The organism is Paenibacillus sp. FSL R5-0766 (genome assembly GCF_037971845.1).
Taxonomy (GTDB): domain Bacteria; phylum Bacillota; class Bacilli; order Paenibacillales; family Paenibacillaceae; genus Paenibacillus.
This window is the reverse complement of the sequence record NZ_CP150227.1, coordinates 1,239,714-1,255,704: the sequence shown is the minus strand read 5'-3', so window position 1 is coordinate 1,255,704 and position 15,991 is coordinate 1,239,714. Positions and strand designations below refer to the sequence as shown.

General features: G+C 48.3%; 14 protein-coding genes. 6 read left to right on the top strand and 8 right to left on the bottom strand.

What is annotated here, in order from left to right; translation table 11 throughout:
- Together MKY66_RS05565 and MKY66_RS05560 are read left to right on the top strand one after the other, a co-directional pair.
- Positions 1–1,017, top strand: a complete 1,017-nt coding sequence (locus MKY66_RS05565; RefSeq protein WP_076214398.1) for an iron ABC transporter permease — start codon at positions 1–3, stop codon at positions 1,015–1,017.
- A 63-nt stretch (positions 1,018–1,080) separates the two neighbouring features.
- A complete protein-coding gene (locus tag MKY66_RS05560; protein WP_076214395.1) occupies positions 1,081–2,031 on the top strand; it encodes an iron-hydroxamate ABC transporter substrate-binding protein in 951 nt (316 codons plus the stop codon).
- Between the two features lie 132 nt (positions 2,032–2,163).
- Here MKY66_RS05560 and MKY66_RS05555 read toward each other — a convergent pair whose 3' ends face one another.
- From MKY66_RS05555 to MKY66_RS05540, 4 genes are all read right to left on the bottom strand, one after another.
- Positions 2,164–2,586, bottom strand: a complete 423-nt coding sequence (locus MKY66_RS05555) for a macro domain-containing protein (protein ID WP_076214392.1) — start codon at positions 2,584–2,586, stop codon at positions 2,164–2,166.
- Between the two features lie 250 nt (positions 2,587–2,836).
- Complete coding sequence (locus MKY66_RS05550; RefSeq protein WP_076214389.1) at positions 2,837–3,742, bottom strand: TIGR02452 family protein; 906 nt, start codon at positions 3,740–3,742, stop codon at positions 2,837–2,839.
- Complete coding sequence (locus MKY66_RS05545; protein WP_076214386.1) at positions 3,735–4,220, bottom strand: NADAR family protein; 486 nt, start codon at positions 4,218–4,220, stop codon at positions 3,735–3,737. Before MKY66_RS05545 ends, MKY66_RS05550 begins: the two co-directional genes overlap by 8 nt.
- A 90-nt stretch (positions 4,221–4,310) precedes the next feature.
- On the bottom strand, positions 4,311–5,249 hold the full coding sequence (locus MKY66_RS05540) for an NUDIX domain-containing protein (protein ID WP_179088564.1): 939 nt from the start codon (positions 5,247–5,249) through the stop codon (positions 4,311–4,313).
- Positions 5,250–5,465: 216 nt separating this feature from the next.
- On the opposite strand from MKY66_RS05540, the gene MKY66_RS05535 reads away from it, so the two are divergent.
- The 3 genes from MKY66_RS05535 (at position 5,466) to MKY66_RS05525 (ending at position 9,599) form a co-directional block, all read left to right on the top strand.
- On the top strand, positions 5,466–5,900 hold the full coding sequence (locus tag MKY66_RS05535) for a MarR family transcriptional regulator (protein ID WP_076214383.1): 435 nt from the start codon (positions 5,466–5,468) through the stop codon (positions 5,898–5,900).
- A gap of 83 nt (positions 5,901–5,983) precedes the next feature.
- On the top strand, positions 5,984–7,768 hold the full coding sequence (locus MKY66_RS05530) for an ABC transporter ATP-binding protein (protein WP_076214381.1): 1,785 nt from the start codon (positions 5,984–5,986) through the stop codon (positions 7,766–7,768).
- Positions 7,761–9,599, top strand: a complete 1,839-nt coding sequence (locus MKY66_RS05525) for an ABC transporter ATP-binding protein (RefSeq protein ID WP_143760366.1) — start codon at positions 7,761–7,763, stop codon at positions 9,597–9,599. Before MKY66_RS05530 ends, MKY66_RS05525 begins: the two co-directional genes overlap by 8 nt.
- 143 nt (positions 9,600–9,742) lie before the next feature.
- Here MKY66_RS05525 and MKY66_RS05520 read toward each other — a convergent pair whose 3' ends face one another.
- Positions 9,743–11,299, bottom strand: a complete 1,557-nt coding sequence (locus tag MKY66_RS05520) for an ATP-binding protein (RefSeq protein ID WP_076214630.1) — start codon at positions 11,297–11,299, stop codon at positions 9,743–9,745.
- Between the two features lie 274 nt (positions 11,300–11,573).
- Here MKY66_RS05520 and MKY66_RS05515 point away from each other — a divergent pair, with 274 nt between their 5' ends.
- The gene (locus MKY66_RS05515) at positions 11,574–11,909 is read left to right on the top strand and encodes a hypothetical protein (protein WP_076214376.1); all 336 of its coding nucleotides are present in this window, start codon (positions 11,574–11,576) and stop codon (positions 11,907–11,909) included.
- Between the two features lie 242 nt (positions 11,910–12,151).
- On the opposite strand, the gene mglC is transcribed toward MKY66_RS05515, so the two are convergent.
- From mglC to MKY66_RS05500, 3 genes are all read right to left on the bottom strand, one after another.
- Positions 12,152–13,171 (bottom strand): galactose/methyl galactoside ABC transporter permease MglC, encoded by a 1,020-nt coding sequence (mglC, locus tag MKY66_RS05510; RefSeq protein WP_076214373.1) that lies wholly within the window; start codon positions 13,169–13,171, stop codon positions 12,152–12,154.
- A gap of 15 nt (positions 13,172–13,186) precedes the next feature.
- The gene (locus MKY66_RS05505) at positions 13,187–14,692 is read right to left on the bottom strand and encodes a sugar ABC transporter ATP-binding protein (protein ID WP_076214371.1); all 1,506 of its coding nucleotides are present in this window, start codon (positions 14,690–14,692) and stop codon (positions 13,187–13,189) included.
- Positions 14,693–14,766: 74 nt separating this feature from the next.
- On the bottom strand, positions 14,767–15,828 hold the full coding sequence (locus tag MKY66_RS05500) for a galactose ABC transporter substrate-binding protein (RefSeq protein WP_036606548.1): 1,062 nt from the start codon (positions 15,826–15,828) through the stop codon (positions 14,767–14,769).
- Between the last annotated feature and the right edge of the window lie 163 nt (positions 15,829–15,991).

Sequence of the window (15,991 nt, the reverse complement as noted above, 5' to 3'; positions counted from 1 at the left end):
ATGAATTTTAATACACCTTCACGAGGTAAACGTTCGATAGTTGTCAGTATCACGCTGCTCTGTATCGCCATTGCCGTTATTGTGATCAGCCTGAACACGGGAACCATTCGTCTCTCCCCAGCGGCTGTGTTACAGACTTTGCTTGGTAATGGCAGTTCGGATGATCAGATTGTACTGTTTGATTACCGACTGCCTCGCATCCTGGTAACTGTACTGGCTGGAGCAGGACTTGGTATTGCCGGAGCGGCCTTGCAAGGGATCACCCGCAATCCACTTGCGGACCCGGGGATTCTGGGATTACATGCGGGGGCAGCCTTTGGACTAATGGTGTTTGTTAGTCTCTCCTTTACGATGGATGGCTCTGTGGCCTTGCTAATCCCGTTGTTTGCTTTTGCAGGCAGTGTGGCCGCCGCCCTGATCATCATGCTGTTATCTTATGATCGCCATAACGGCGTATCACCCATTAAGCTGATTCTGGTGGGAATCGCGGTAGCGGCCGGGTTCCATGCGTTAACACTCTACCTATCCCTGCGTCTGGATGAAGATACCTATTCCTTTGCCGCTCGCTGGCTGGCAGGAAGCGTCTGGGGCCGGGATTGGATTCATGTGCAAGCTTTGCTTCCTTGGGTGGTGCTATGTATTTCTTATATTTGGAGTCGATCCAAAACACTCGATGCCTTCAATCTTGGAGATGCTGCCGCAACCAGTATCGGGACACCTGTCCGATCCCAGCGTGTTATTTTGCTGCTCTGTGCCGTGGCTTTGTCTGCCGTCAGTGTATCGATGGCTGGTGGGATCGGCTTTATCGGTCTGGCTGCGCCACATCTGGCGCGTAGACTTGTGGGTCCGATGCATCGGCATCTGATTCCAGCCGCCGGGCTCATCGGTATGGTTATTCTGGTGACCGCTGATACGATCGGGCGAACGATCTTTCAGCCTAATGCCATTCCGGCAGGCGTGGTGGTTGCTGCGATTGGTGCACCTTACTTTTTGTACCTGTTAGTACGAAGCAAGTGATCTTTTTCTCAAAAAAAAACAAATAAGACATCCAAGAGATGTTCAAGGAGAATGTGACTACCCATGTTAAAGAAAAATCTTATGCTTGTCATGAGTATCTGTATGGTACTTGTACTCGCAGCCTGTGGAACGGCCAATAATTCACCATCTGCTTCTGGTGGTTCGTCTACGGATACTTCAAGCAACAATCAGGACAACAGTGCAAGTTCAGGAGAGCCCCGTATTGCCTCCATGTCGATCCACTTGACCAATGATCTGCTGTCTCTCGGTATTACTCCGGTTGGTTCCGTTATTGGTGGCGAAGCCAAAGGCTTCCTGTCCCATGTTGCTGATCAACTTCAAAATACAACGCCACTTGGTCCGGTTAAAGACCCGGATATGGAAGCTTTGCTTGCCCTGAAACCCGATGTGATCTATCTGGACGAAGAATTCTCCGGTGGTGATCTTGCCAAATTCGAAAAAATTGCTCCGGTGCATGTCTTCAATCTGGATGACGGTACATGGCGCGACCATCTGAAAGACATTGGCAAACTCGTAAATCGTGAGAAGGAAGCCGAGCAATACATTCAGGACTACGCAACCGAAACGGAAGAAGTGAAATCTCTGGTTCATGACACGATTGGAGAAGATGGTACTGTGATGGCAATCCGTGTTACTGCCAAAGAATTGCGTGTATTCAGTACACGCCGTCCCATGGGTCCCATTTTATATGAGGATCTCGGTCTGACTCCTGCCAAAGGGATCACAGATATCGACTCGACTAAACCTTATCAAGTTGTCTCCCGTGAAATATTGCCAGACTACGATGCAGATGCGATCTTTGTGGTTGTGAATTCGGATGATGAAGCCCAAACCATGTTCAAGGAGCTGCAAAACAATCCGATCTGGCAAGGTCTGAAAGCAGTCAAAGCCGGCCACGTCTACCCGATTGGCGCACAACCTTGGCTCGATTACTCATCGATCGGTAATAAAATGGCCATGGATGAAGCCAAAGAAATGTTCTCCAAAAAATAAACAAAAAACCTCACTTTGAAATCGGAACAGCGTTTGTATGAATCATACGTACACTCTATTCCCCTCAAAGCTGAGGTTTTTTTGCTTTGGATCTGTCAGCAAGCTGCAGTCTCTCCTCTTCGCCAAGTGCGATCACAGTGTACAGACAATGATCTCAACATCCGTATCGGCAAAGGTTGCCTGGATAATTGGACTGACCTTCTCCCATTTCAGCCTGTCCAACCCACATCCTATTCGGGGCATCGCCAATTTCGTAATCCCTTCCCTCACACATACGTCCCGCATGGATTCTACCGCATCCGTCAATGATTGGTACGTCGGCTTGTTGGAGAACTTTGCCTTGGTGACCAGATTCATCGTCCGTCCTACCGGATAACATCGTCCAATCTCAAGCGGCTCCTGTTTGGCCTGCTCTTGAAGATTTTCCAAACCAAATCGCTCCCGAAACTGTACCGCAATGCCCTTGCCCATCCTTGCATCGGCTGATATGCAGTGCGCAAGCGTGTACTCATCCCCCAGTTCAAATAAATCCTGTTCTCTCTCATGATACTGCATGGCATTCCTCTCCTTTAACAAGCGCTCTCATTTAATAGTTGAACTAAAGATTATTTACACTGACACTACGATGACAGAACAACCTTCCAATCGCTGTTATCCCCAGATTTTTTCGATTCCCTTTATCTAGAAGGGAAAATCCGGGGATAGCGTATGCTTCCGATGTAGCTTTGCTTTTTCAGGTTTTTTCTGTCCTCTCCGTTATCGTGCAAATGATTAGTTCAAACTATGTAGATCCCTTATTTTTTTATTAGGCCTCTGTCAAACAACGTTGAAATGCCTTTAATGTTCGCTGACCTGAGGATCGATCATATACAGCAAATACAATTCGTTCAAAGGAGTCCTTAAATCCCTCTCCCACTAACACATCGTGAAAATACTTTGCCACCACTGCCGGTTCATTACGAAATACTCCACAACCATATGCACCGAGAACAATCGTCCGATGACCATTCGTAGCAGCCACGTCCAGAATATAACGGATGCGTTCCTTCATCACGGACTCAATCTGTAGATCATCAGCTTCTCCACGCTCTTTCACCACACCCGCATTCACCGCTGGCGCAGTGATGAAGGATGATACATAATATTGATCCAGCAGTCGGTCTTCATCATCACGAATCACCGGAACATCCGGTGAATAGATCATATAATTCGAATAGAGACCCGATCGCTGTTTGCGATTGTACTCGTACATTTCATCCATTTGGGCGATGCACGGGTATAGTCCTGTCGCTCGGGCCAGACTCTCTTCCTGTGCCTGACTTCCACCAAGGAAACCGCCGCCAGGATTTTTCGCCGATGCAAAGTTCAGACAGACCACATCTTCTCTTCCTTCAGCTACCGTCAAACGTGAAGCCGCTCCAAGTGTAGTCTCGCCAGTAACTTCAATGCGAACTGACACAGCTTCAGCTTCAGTTGATGAGGCTATCGAATGAGTTTCTGCGCGAGCTTCTGTACGGAGCTTTCCCCTGAGTGCGGAAAGCTCCGAAGGACGGTATAATACCGAATTACGGATCGCTTGCTGCACATCGGCGCCCATCTCAACCTTGCGATTATATCCATTCACGTATTGTCCTTCTTCCAGAATAGCCAGCGTCTGCTGTGCGATACTGGCCCGCATGGTACGTGGATTGGAGCTATGTTTATCACTCATCTGAATCACTTCCTATATCTTCTCTTAGACGGGTGAGAATCTCACCCAGCCAGTTGGTTCCCCGCCATGTTCTTCTATTCCGAATACGTGGGTCTTCCTCTGCCAGTCCCACACCCCAGATACGATCATCCGGACTTGCTTCCACGAGGGTCGTTCCACGGGTGGCACGCAGCGCGGTTAGCAGTTCTTCGTTTTGTGAAAATTTGGCCCAATTGCCTTCGTAGACAATGCGCTGGCATTCCGTTTCCCATAAAGTCTGGTCGAAACCTGCGACCTGTCTGCCCAGCTTTTTTTGTACCGAAGCAGAACTTGCCTTCAGAATCTTGTCTGCGATGGTCTGATCGCCAAACAGCAGCGCTTTCTGGTGCATCATGTATTGCTCAGCACTTGTGTAGTGAACCCCGTTCACGGTAAAATCCGCCGGGTGCCACTGTGAGAACGGAGATACAGTCCGCCAGAAAAACGTAAACTTTTCCATCCATATCCCCTCTTTACTTGTTCCTCATGGTTGCAGCGATACCGCCCATGGCTTGAATCACTTCTCCTATTTCATTGATGCTTCCCCTTTTCAGGGTGTCTGCCTCTCTGGGTTCAATCTGTATAAACGTGATGGTCGATGACCGGCACTGCTCGCATACTCTCCCGTCTCAATAACCCAATGGGCGATTTTACGCCGGAAAGCGGCAGCCAGCAGTTTTTTGCCACTAATGATCTCATGTACTTTCTGAAGTGCAGTCAGCGTAAACGTCTCCGGCATCAGATTAAATGCAATATCCGTGTACTCAATCTTGGATCGCAGACGTTCAAGCGCATAATGAATGATTTTGGCATGATCAAATGCAATCCCCTGAATCTCCTCCAACGTCAAACGATGGCTCCGTATTTTTCCTTCTATTGTTTCTTTTGTCTCAACAATTGCCGATAACTCTTCTGTTCCATTGGTCAAAATCAACTGCAACCTGCGTTCTGTCACACGTCCACGCTCATGGATATGGCGCTTCTCCTCCAGAAGCCGCTGCTCCACCCGAAACCAATTGGCCTCACTCGCATCATCGCCAGCCTGAAGTTCCAGCTCGCTGCTATCGACCAGCGCCATATAGGAACAGCTGATGACCCGTGTACGCGGATCTCGTTCCACATCTCCCCAGGTGTACAGTTGCTCCAGATAAATATCATCCAGCCCCGTCTCCGTCAACAATTCCCGCCGAGCAGCATCTTCCAATGATTCCTGCATGGAGACAAACCCACCCGGTAACGCCCACTGTCCCAGATAGGGATGGCCGCCCCGCCGAATCAGCAGCAACTGGAGTTCGGGTTGCGCGAGCTTGCGATAATTCTCCTGAGCTTCACTGCGAATTGTAAATACCAACATGTCCACGGTGACGGAAGGACGTTCGTAATCGCCAGCATCATAGCTGTCCAAAAACTGTTCTTCACTAATGTTTACCTGATCCTGATGCTCTCGGTAATCGGGTGCTTTTCCTCCAGAGGAACCTTCGTAAGTCATCCTATACAAACCCCATTCTGTTATTAACATTATGTTATTAACAATTAGATAATATCAATTTATCATATCATTTTATCTCAGGTCAATATTTCCAGTCCAAAATAAATGATCTGTATTCACTTGACGGTATGTCAAATCAAACTTAAAATTTAGTTAGTCGACTAAGTAAATGTGCGTGTTCAAAAAGTCTAAAAAGATATGAATGGAGCAGATGATATGAACCCAATCCAAAACGATCGGTTAATGGGACAGTTGTCCGAGCTCGTGAAACTGAAACGCTACAAAGTTCATGAGAAACTTGTGAACCACCCCGAGTTATACCCGGGGCAGCCCCCTTTGCTGTTCCAGCTTGAACGGGAAGATGGCCAATCCCAGAAAAACCTGGCCGAACAACTTCAGCGCAGTCCCGCAACGGTAACCGTCATGCTCAAGCGTATGGAATCATCCGGTTATGTGAGACGCGAAGCAGACCCGAAGGATCTGCGCAGTCTGCGGGTATACCTGACGGATCAGGGGCGCTCCGCGCTACAAGAATTGAGAGAAGTGATTCAGGAGTTGGAACAGCAGGCCCAGAAAGATTTTACACCGGAAGAATCCGAGATTATGTCTGCACTTGCACAGCGTATGCTCCAAAACTTGCGTGAATCCTGAGGTGATGCAGATTCGCGATTGAAGCAGCTAAAGGTATTATGAAATTGATTCACTTATGCTATGAAGATTGAGGTGATTCCCTATTGTGGACGTTAAAACGATTCTTGACCCCGTATAAGTCAGCGGCAATCGTCGCCCCACTGCTCATGGTACTTGAGGTTACCATGGACCTGCTCCAGCCCAAGCTGATGTCCAGCATCGTGGATGATGGTGTACTTGCAGGGAACCTGCCCCATATCGCGACTACAGGTCTGATCATGCTACTTGTTGCGTTAATCGGCTGGGTTGGCGGCGCAGGCTGTACACTCTATTCAAGCAAAGCTGCCGTGGGATACGGCACGGATCTGCGTCAGGAACTGTTTGACCATATTCAGACCTTCTCTTTCCGCAATCTGGATACGTTTCAGGAAGGATCTCTGATCACGCGTCTGACCAGTGACATTACCCAGATGCAAACTTTTGTGCAGATGCTGCTGCGGATGTTCATCCGTTCGCCGATGCTGATCATTGGTAGTATCATCATGGCGTTTACGATCAGTGTGAAACTGGCTTTGATTCTTATTGCCACCGTGCCCGTGCTGTTTATTATTTTATTTATTCTGATAAAAGCTTCCTATCCGCTGTTCGCCAGTGTGCAGAGCAAGCTTGATCAGGTCAACGCTGTGCTCCAGGAGAATCTCGCCGGCATCCGTGTCGTCAAGGCGTTTGCACGAGCACGTATGGAGAAAAAGCGGTTCAAGCAATCCAACGAAGATTACACTACAACCGCCGTCAAAGCCTGGCGTATTGTAACGCTGAACGCACCCGTGCTCAGCCTGATGCTGAACGCTACCATTGTAGCGGTGCTGTGGTTTGGAGGTTTCCAGGTAGTCGGAGGCGATATTGCTGCCGGAGATCTGATTGCTTTTATCAACTATGTCACGGTTGTACTCTCTTCCCTCACGTCGATCGGCATGATGATGATGAGCTTCTCCCGCGCCAAGGTATCTGCTGCACGGATCAACGAGGTGTTACATACACAGCCGGATATTCAATCGGGAACCGACAACTCCGGGAATGTACAGTCATCCCCGTCTACCCGTGATCAGTCCCGATACCAAACGTCTTCTCTTTCCTCGCGCACAGGCGGTCAAGTGGAATTCAGAGACGTATCTTTCCGTTATGACGGAGACCATGCACTCACCGGAATTAACCTGAGGGCTCTCCCGGGTGAGAAAGTGGCTCTGATCGGTTCAACAGGTTCAGGCAAAACCTCGTTGGTGCAGCTGATTCCCCGTCTGTATGATGCTTCGCAGGGTGAAGTGCTCGTGAATGGAGTGAACGTTCGCCACTGGGATCTTCATGATCTTCGCAGCCGTGTGTCCATTGTGCTCCAAGAATCCATTCTGTTCAGCGGCAGCATCCGGGATAACATTTGCTTCGGCCGGCCCAATGCAACAGATGCTGAATTGCGTGCTGCGGCGCAAGCTGCGGCAGCGGATGATTTTATTATGAAACTGAAAGATGGGTATGACACGGAGCTGGGTCAGCGCGGGGTCAATCTGTCCGGTGGACAGAAACAACGTATATCCATTGCACGCGCCCTGCTTATGCGACCGGAAGTGCTGATTCTGGATGATAGCACCAGTGCTGTGGATCTGCGCACGGAAGCAAGTATTCAGAAGGCTTTGCAATCCTTGATGCAAGACAACACGACCTTTTTGATTGCACAGCGGATCTCTTCCGTGAAAGATGCAGACTGTATATATGTCATTGATGAAGGACAGATCGTTGCCAGAGGCACACATGATGACCTTATGGCTCATTCATCACACTACCAATCGATCTATTATTCGCAGCAACGGAAGGAGGATGTTCAATTTGGCTAAACCTGCCTCTTCCTCCATACAACAAACGGTCGTGCCTCCCATCGGAAGACCCGGACCGGCGGGCAGAGGATCTGTTCCCAAAGTCAGAGCCAAAAATGCACGCCACGCCCTCATCCGGGTATGGTCATACATGGGACGTCATCGCAAAGGAGTTATTGCTGCATTAGTGCTGACCGCTCTCGGAACACTGCTCAATCTGGCAGGACCTTATCTTCTCGGCCGCGCCGTTAACGAACATATCGTGCCCAAAGTAACAGCGGGTTTGCTGAAAGAATGTCTCCTCTTGCTGAGTGTTTATGTCCTTGGCTCACTCCTGATGTGGGCTCAATCCTATGTCATGATTGGTGTGTCCCAACTGACCGTCAAAGATCTGCGACATGCGTTGTTCTCCCGACTACAAGAGCTGCCTGTCAGCTTTTTTGATAAAAATCAAAGCGGGGATCTCATGAGCCGGGCCACCAATGATATCGATAATGTATCTACAACGCTGAATCAAAGCGTAACCCAATTGATGTCCAGTGCCATCCTGCTCGTTGGTTCCTTGTCGATCATGTTTGCACTTGATGTTCGGCTTACATTGCTCAGTCTGGTAACAGTACCCTTAATTACCATTGCTACTCGTCTAATCGCGTCAAGAACACGCAAACACTTCACCGCCCAGCAGAAATTACTTGGTGAGCTTAATGGGTATGCTCAGGAAACCATTGCTGGACAAAAAGTCGTAGCGGCTTATAACCGTCAGGATCAGACACATCAACATTTTAAGAACCTGAACGAGAAACTGCGCACCTCCAGCACACAAGCCCAGACTGTTTCGGGTTTGGTTGGCCCTACGATGAACGTGATGAACAATATTGGGTTTGCCATACTGGCTTCTGTGGGTGGATGGATGGCTTATCATGATCTGACATCCATCGGATTGATCGTCAGTTTTCTTGCATACTCCCGTCAGATTGAGCGGCCGCTGAGCGATCTGGCCAATCAGTACAATCTGATTCAGGCTGCCATTGCAGGTGCTGAACGGGTGTTTCACATCATGGATACGCCTGGTGAGTATGTGGAGGAACAGAAGAAACAACTGGATCAGATTCAAGGTAAAGTTGTATTTGAAGATGTCTCCTTCGGGTACATTGCAGAGCGAGACATTCTGAAGAAGGTTAGCTTTACTGCCAAACCTGGGGAGATGATTGCACTTGTTGGACCCACCGGCGCAGGCAAAACAACCATTATCAACCTGTTACCCCGTTTCTACGAGATTACAGGCGGACGGATCACCATCGATGGATGTGACATCTCGGAACTGGAGAAGGATCAACTCCGTCGGCAACTCGGCATTGTACTTCAGGATGCCTACCTGTTCTCGGGTACCATTCGTGACAATCTCGCCTATGGCAAGCCGGACGCAACCGATGAACAGATCAGGCAAGCAGCTACGCTTGCGAATGCACACTCGTTCATCCGCAAACTGTCGCAGGGCTACGATACCCCCATCATTTCCGGGGGAAGCAATCTGAGTCAGGGACAACGACAGCTGCTGACCATTGCCCGGGCAATTCTGGCGGATCCAGCCATTCTTATTCTGGATGAGGCAACAAGCAGCATCGATACGCGTACAGAGATGAAGATCCAGGAAGCGATGCGCACTTTAATGAAAGACCGCACCAGCTTTGTCATCGCTCACAGGCTCAGCACGATACGTGAAGCCGATCAGATTCTCGTCATTGATGAAGGACAGATCGCTGAACGGGGAAGCCATGATGAATTGATGCAGCAACAAGGATTCTACTATCAGTTACATCAGGGACAGCTCAATAAGTCGAACCCCATATAGTCTGATCTGAACCGATGTCGTCTCCACACATTAACTTATTAATCGAAATATTAAACGCCGCACGGGGTTCTTCAGGACCCATGCGGCGTTTTTATGTTTTTGTCTAATGACTATGTTTGCTATCTCTGGGTAAGTTATATGATTTACGTCTCCATTGGCAGATGAAGCGTGAAGGTGGAACCAACCCCCATTTCGCTATGGACGGTAATTTTACCATTGTGATCCTGAACGATTTTCTGGCAGAGTGCTAGTCCCAGTCCTGTGCCTTCTTCTTTGGTTGTATAAAATGGATTAAAGATTGTGGATAGCGAATTTTCCGGAATGCCGCTTCCTGTATCTGTAATTGAAATGAGTACTGCGTCTCCATCCTGCAACAAATCCATATGAACCTCACCCGGGTCTGTCATTGCTTCAAAAGCGTTACGAATCAGATTAATCAATACCTGCACAATCTTATCTCGATCCATGATGATCATAACTGGCTCATCAGTCATTTCAAGCATAATTTGATGCCCACGGGATGCCGCATCTGACTCGGTCAAAGACATCACCCGTTCAAGGCAGTGACCCAAATGTTCAGGTTTCATGTGATTGGCATGTGGTTTGGAAAACTGTAAAAATTCAGCCGTCAGGTCAGTTACTCTCGTCACCTCACCCATAATCACTTCATACCATGGCGCGATATTAAACGCTTGTCCACGTGACAGCTGCAAGAAGCCCCGAATTGCGGTAAGTGGGTTCCGAATTTCGTGAGCCATACCCGCGGCCAGTTCACCTACAGCCCTTAGTCTCTCGGAACGAAATACTTCTTCTTCATTTTTCAGCCATTTGCTGCGCTGTTGTTGAAGCAGTCTATCCTCGGCTACCGTCATAAAGTGCTGCAACGAATCCGACATTTCCGGGTACAGAGATATGCTGTAGCTTACCTGAAGTCCTTGAAGCTGAACGGATAGCAGTGACGACATTCGTTCTTCCACATCCTGTATCTCCGGCAAAACGACTGCAAATCGGTCTCCTGCATATCGGGATATGCCGTAGGCCTCAGTGAAATGATTGCTAATCATCTGGCCTGTACCTATGATTACCGTACACCAAGGATCTTCTGAATCTTTTTTAAAGCCGCTAAAGTTATTGACATTCAAAAGGACAAGCAAAAAAGGCCGATGCTCTTCTACTGTCTTATGCAGCACCTCCATGTAACCTTCGTAATTCAACAGTCCCGTAAGCGGATCATGGAGGGTCAGAAACCGATTTTTTTCCCGAAGCCTGCGCTTCTCGACCTCACTGTTGATTAAAGTATGATACAAAAAAATGATAACAACCGAGGTTAACAGGTCAAACAACGAAACGAGCAAAGTATATGTATCTACAGGCACATACGAAAGCCGAATCACCGTATATTGCAGCATAAGCAGCAACGAAATCGGCAAGGTATGCGCCAACCGCTGTTTGTCCTGGATCATTGAAATAATGAGCATATAATACAGCATGTTGCACCAGTTCAGTTCACTGAAATAATGAAATATCCCGAGAAAAAACCACTGAAACTTCCGCAGCACAGGATATCGTCTTTCCCCAAAAATACTTGCTACCAATAATGTCCCTGAAAGCGACATTATTGCCATATGAGGGGTAAGCCTTAGAACATAAGAGGACAGAATGACAAGCAGACAACCTAGCGGGAATATCACCATTTTCATCGTGTAACTTAGCAAACAGCCTCGCCCCCTTTGACATAAAACTCACATCTAACAACTTATGTACATGTATTATATCGATTATGATTAGCTGATGTTGTCGATTAGTGGAGGCTCGTCAAATTCGCATGAATGTATAAGTTATGAAGGCAATAGGACATACGATGTAATTGTAATCAACAAAAGTGAAACAATTCCTCTTCGCATAGATCATTATTGTGGTACAATACATTAATGGATTAATTTAGGATAAATACTTGGTTATGGAGGATATTACATGACAACACAACGAAAACCACTGGGCCTCGGAACGCTCTCTCTACTCGTACTATTGATGGGTCTCGCCTTTAACTTCCAATGGGGCAAAACAAATTTTATGATCAGTCATTATCTTTTAAACTTAATAAACATACCTATTTATAGCAACGGAACTCAAGGACTTCACATTCCTTTTGTAGTAGCAGCCCTCTTCTGGATCCCTACCATCTGGATAGCCAAAAAAAATCGTTCACATTATGGCACAAGTGTTGCCTGTAACGTCGCTGCATTTATGCTAGTGTTTTGCATTATTGGCCCTATAATTACTGTCGTAGATTGGTTTGTAAATGCATAACAATTAAAGCCAGCTCTCTATATCCCGAGGGCTGGCTTCTTTGCTACTTCTCCATATAAGATGAATGGAATTTTTACACCATAACGTAGAGTGCAGAACCAATCTGAAGAAGCGATAGCGTTCGCATTTATCACCGGATTTTCCCCTATTAATATATCGGAATCAAGAAAATCAGGGGATAAGGGCGATCGGAAGATGGTACTGCACTCGGAGTACAACGGTGTAACCTTTTCACGTTAATCTTATTTTTTCGCCATATACTTACGGATATCAAAAGCCACCGCAGCAACAATGATCAATCCTTTGATAATCAACTGCCAGTATGGACTCACACCGATAAACGTCAGACCATAGTTAATGACCCCGAAGATCAGCACACCCGCCATAACCCCAGGTACCGTTCCAATACCTCCTGCCGTTGATACACCGCCTACCACACATGCGGCAATCGCATCCAGCTCATACATGTTACCGTAATTGTTTGTTGCTCCACCTGTGCGTGCTGCCTCAAGCACACCACCCAAACCGTACAGTGCACCCGCAATGGCATACAGGGCAACCAGGTTGCGTGCCACATGAATCCCGGATACATGCGCCGCCTGAATGTTGCCACCAATCGCGTACATGTTTTTGCCGAGCCGGGTTTTGTTAAAGATCACCCAGCAGATTAACGCCACCGCAATCGCAATGAGGACAATATACGGGATGGAATAACCTCCGCCCAGATCAATGTATCCAGAGCCAATGACGGTAAAATCGGGTCTCAATCCTCCGATCGGCTGTGACTGGTTGGGTTCCGTATCAAAATAAATGGAGTTCAGTCCGTACACGGCAACCATCGTACCCAGCGTTGCGATAAAAGGAGGTACATGTAATTTGGCGACAATCAGTCCATTGACCAAACCCACGAATAGACCTGCGGTGATTCCAACCAGAATCGGCAACAACACCGGCAAATGGGGCAGATCGGGGAAGAAGCGGTTGGCATACTCGTCAATTTGCAGCATCGATGCCGATACAACAGCCGTCAGACCAACCACCCGTCCAGCGGACAGATCGACACCACCCGTGACGAGGATAAAGGCTGCACCGAGTGCAATAATGGCCCGTGTGGAGGATTGCTGCAAGATGTCCCGCAGTGTAGAGAAGGCAAGAAAATTCGGATCGGCAATAGCTATTCCAATGATGAGCAGAATCAATACGATAAAGATGGCGCGTTGTGTTACATAATTTTTCACTTGATTGATCATCTGTGTGTTCATCTGTTTCCCTCCTGACTAAGCCATCCGCTGCTGCGCGGCCAGCCTCATAATATCCTGCTCTGTTGCCTCGGCTCCGTCCACGATTCCGGTGAGACGCCCTTCGCTCATCACCATAATGCGATCCGACATACCCAACAGTTCGGGCATCTCCGAGCTAATCATGATAATGCTTTTGCCCTGACGAGCCAGTTCCGTAATAATGGTGTAAATCTCAAACTTGGCCCCTACATCAATTCCACGTGTCGGTTCATCCAGCAACAGAATCTCCGGGTCGGTCAGCAACCAACGGGCCAGCAGAACTTTCTGTTGATTGCCGCCAGACAGGTTGCGAATCAGTGTGTTAACTGAAGGCGTTTTGGTTCTGAACTTCTGCGTCTGTTCCCGTGCCTCTTCCCGGCCCTTTTTCTCGTCCAGCAAGCCCACACGATTTCGGTAGCGCCCCAGACTGGCAATGATCGTGTTCTCATACACCGACAACACAGGGAATATCCCTGTAACCCTTCGTTCTTCCGTAAGCAACGCAATGTTATGACGCTTCGCTGCTGCGGGGGAGTTAATCTTCACCTTGCGCCCATGAATCGAAATCGTACCTGAAGCGAGTCCACGCAGTCCGAACAATGACTCAATCAGTTCTGTCCGCTGTGCTCCAACCAGGCCACCAATGCCAAGAACTTCACCTTTTCGCAGCTCAAAGGATACATCACGAAACGATTTGGACTGGCTTGATGTCAGACCCTCGGCTTTTAATATCACTTCACCGGGTACGTTCGTCCGTTCCGGGAAACGTTCGTCCAGATCACGGCCAACCATACGCGTAATGATCAGATCTGTCGTTAGATCCGCAGCATCCCATGTCCCGACAACGAAGCCATCACGCATGATTGTCACTTCATCCGAGATCGTCAGGATCTCCTCCATCTTGTGTGAAATATAGATAATGGATACGCCGCGACTGCGCAGTTCATTAATAATGGCGAAGAGCTGATCCACTTCCTTGCCTGTCAGGGAAGAAGTTGGCTCATCCATGACGATAACTTTGGATTGAAAAGAGACCGCCTTGGCAATTTCCATGGATTGAATTTTGGAGACAGACAGTGTTCCCGCCTGAGCCTTCGGGTCAATATCCAAGTTCAAGTCTTTGAACAGCGCCAGCGTATCAGTATACATCCGTTTCTCGTCCACCAGTATTCCCCTCATCGGAAAACGACCCAGCCATATATTCTCCATCACCGGACGATGCGGGACCGGGTTCAGCTCCTGATGAATCATGGATATGCCTTGCTGTAGGGCCGCTTTGGAATTCGGAATATCCACACTCTTTCCTTCGATACGTATCGTTCCTTCATCCGGGTGATACATGCCGAACAGACATTTCATAAGTGTGGATTTCCCCGCTCCATTCTCTCCCATCAAGGCGTGAACCGTCCCCGGCTTTACTTTAAATGTGACCTGACTTAGTGCCTGCACACCCGGAAATGCTTTGGAAACTCCATTCATCTCCAGCAGGTAAGGTGACTCCATCTTGGTTCCTCCCTTCCATATGACCGGCAAAAAAGGGACGCTACCCGAATGTCGGACGTCCCTGTCTCGTGCTGTTATTGGGCGTCAGCGATGTTGTCTTTTGTAATCTTTTTGTATGCAATCCAGACGTATTTACCATCTGTAATGTCGTATTTGGTATTTTCCTTTGTTGGTGTCTCACCTTTGGCAAGTACGGAAGCCAGTGCCACCGTGGCTGCACCCTGATTCTTGGCATCATTAAGCACCGTGCCCAGCATCGTGCCATCCTGTAGAGCTTGAATGGCCGGAGCTGTTGCATCTACACCTACAACCGGCATGGATTTGCCATCCTTGAAGTATCCAGCTGCTTTCAATGCTTCAATGGCTCCTAAGGCCATGTCATCATTGTTTGCGAGAACAGCTTCAATCTTGTCGCCATGCGAAGCCAGGAATGCCTGCATTTTCTCCTGACCTTTCACCCGGTCCCACATCGCCGTGTCTTCCGCCAGTGCTTCCACTTCGATTCCGGCATCCTGGATCGCCTGAACCGAATATTTGGTCCGAAGCTCTGCATCCTGATGGCCCGGTTCCCCTTTCAGCATGACGTATTGCAGTTTGCCATCGCCGTTTTTGTCCGCTTCCGGATGTGCTTTCCAGTAATCCACAATCAGCTGACCGGAGATCGTACCGGACTCCTCCGCTTTTGCTCCTACGTAGTACACTTTATCCCACTTGTTCATATCTTCAGCCACCGGCTCACGGTTGAGGAATACCACCGGAATGTTCGCTGCCTTGGCCTTGTCAATGATGACCCCTGCCGCCGTCCGGTCCACCGGGTTCACGGCCATTGCATTGTATTTCTTGGACACAAACAGATCCACTTTCTCATTCTGGGTCGGCTGTGCATTCTGGCTGTCCACGATATCCAGAGTCGCAACGCCTTCCGCTGCTGCGGTCATGGCATTACGTACACCCGTCATGAATGTATCGTCAAATTTGTAGATGGCAACACCAATCTTGGGCGTTTCCGTACCGGCTGCTGTCTGGCCTCCTGTATCTGTTCCCGTACTTCCACCTGCACTGTCTCCACCGCTGCTACATCCCGCCGCCACAACCATACATGCCGTAATCAACAGTGTCATCCATGTTTTCTTCATATTCTTCATATCCTAATGACCTCCCCCAAGTTCATTCGGCTTTACCGATGTCTTTATTATGAAAGGGTTTACATTAAATTCGAATACAATATCTTCACCTGTTCTATCGAAATCTTCCTCAAGTTAACAAACACCTTAATTTCTTCATTCAGCATTCGTTCCG

Bases quoted from the DNA above. Each gene is read 5' to 3' on its own strand.
- MKY66_RS05505 (WP_076214371.1), bottom strand. From the start codon at position 14,692: ATGGAGTCACCTTACCTGCTGGAGATGAATGGAGTTTCCAAAGCATTT.
- MKY66_RS05500 (WP_036606548.1), bottom strand. From the start codon at position 15,828: ATGAAGAAAACATGGATGACACTGTTGATTACGGCATGTATGGTTGTG.
- MKY66_RS05550 (WP_076214389.1), bottom strand. From the start codon at position 3,742: ATGAGTGATAAACATAGCTCCAATCCACGTACCATGCGGGCCAGTATC.
- MKY66_RS05565 (WP_076214398.1), top strand. From the start codon at position 1: ATGAATTTTAATACACCTTCACGAGGTAAACGTTCGATAGTTGTCAGT.
- MKY66_RS05555 (WP_076214392.1), bottom strand. From the start codon at position 2,586: ATGCAGTATCATGAGAGAGAACAGGATTTATTTGAACTGGGGGATGAG.
- MKY66_RS05535 (WP_076214383.1), top strand. From the start codon at position 5,466: ATGAACCCAATCCAAAACGATCGGTTAATGGGACAGTTGTCCGAGCTC.
- MKY66_RS05545 (WP_076214386.1), bottom strand. From the start codon at position 4,220: ATGGAAAAGTTTACGTTTTTCTGGCGGACTGTATCTCCGTTCTCACAG.
- MKY66_RS05520 (WP_076214630.1), bottom strand. From the start codon at position 11,299: ATGAAAATGGTGATATTCCCGCTAGGTTGTCTGCTTGTCATTCTGTCC.
- MKY66_RS05560 (WP_076214395.1), top strand. From the start codon at position 1,081: ATGTTAAAGAAAAATCTTATGCTTGTCATGAGTATCTGTATGGTACTT.
- MKY66_RS05540 (WP_179088564.1), bottom strand. From the start codon at position 5,249: ATGACTTACGAAGGTTCCTCTGGAGGAAAAGCACCCGATTACCGAGAG.
- mglC (WP_076214373.1), bottom strand. From the start codon at position 13,171: ATGAACACACAGATGATCAATCAAGTGAAAAATTATGTAACACAACGC.
- MKY66_RS05515 (WP_076214376.1), top strand. From the start codon at position 11,574: ATGACAACACAACGAAAACCACTGGGCCTCGGAACGCTCTCTCTACTC.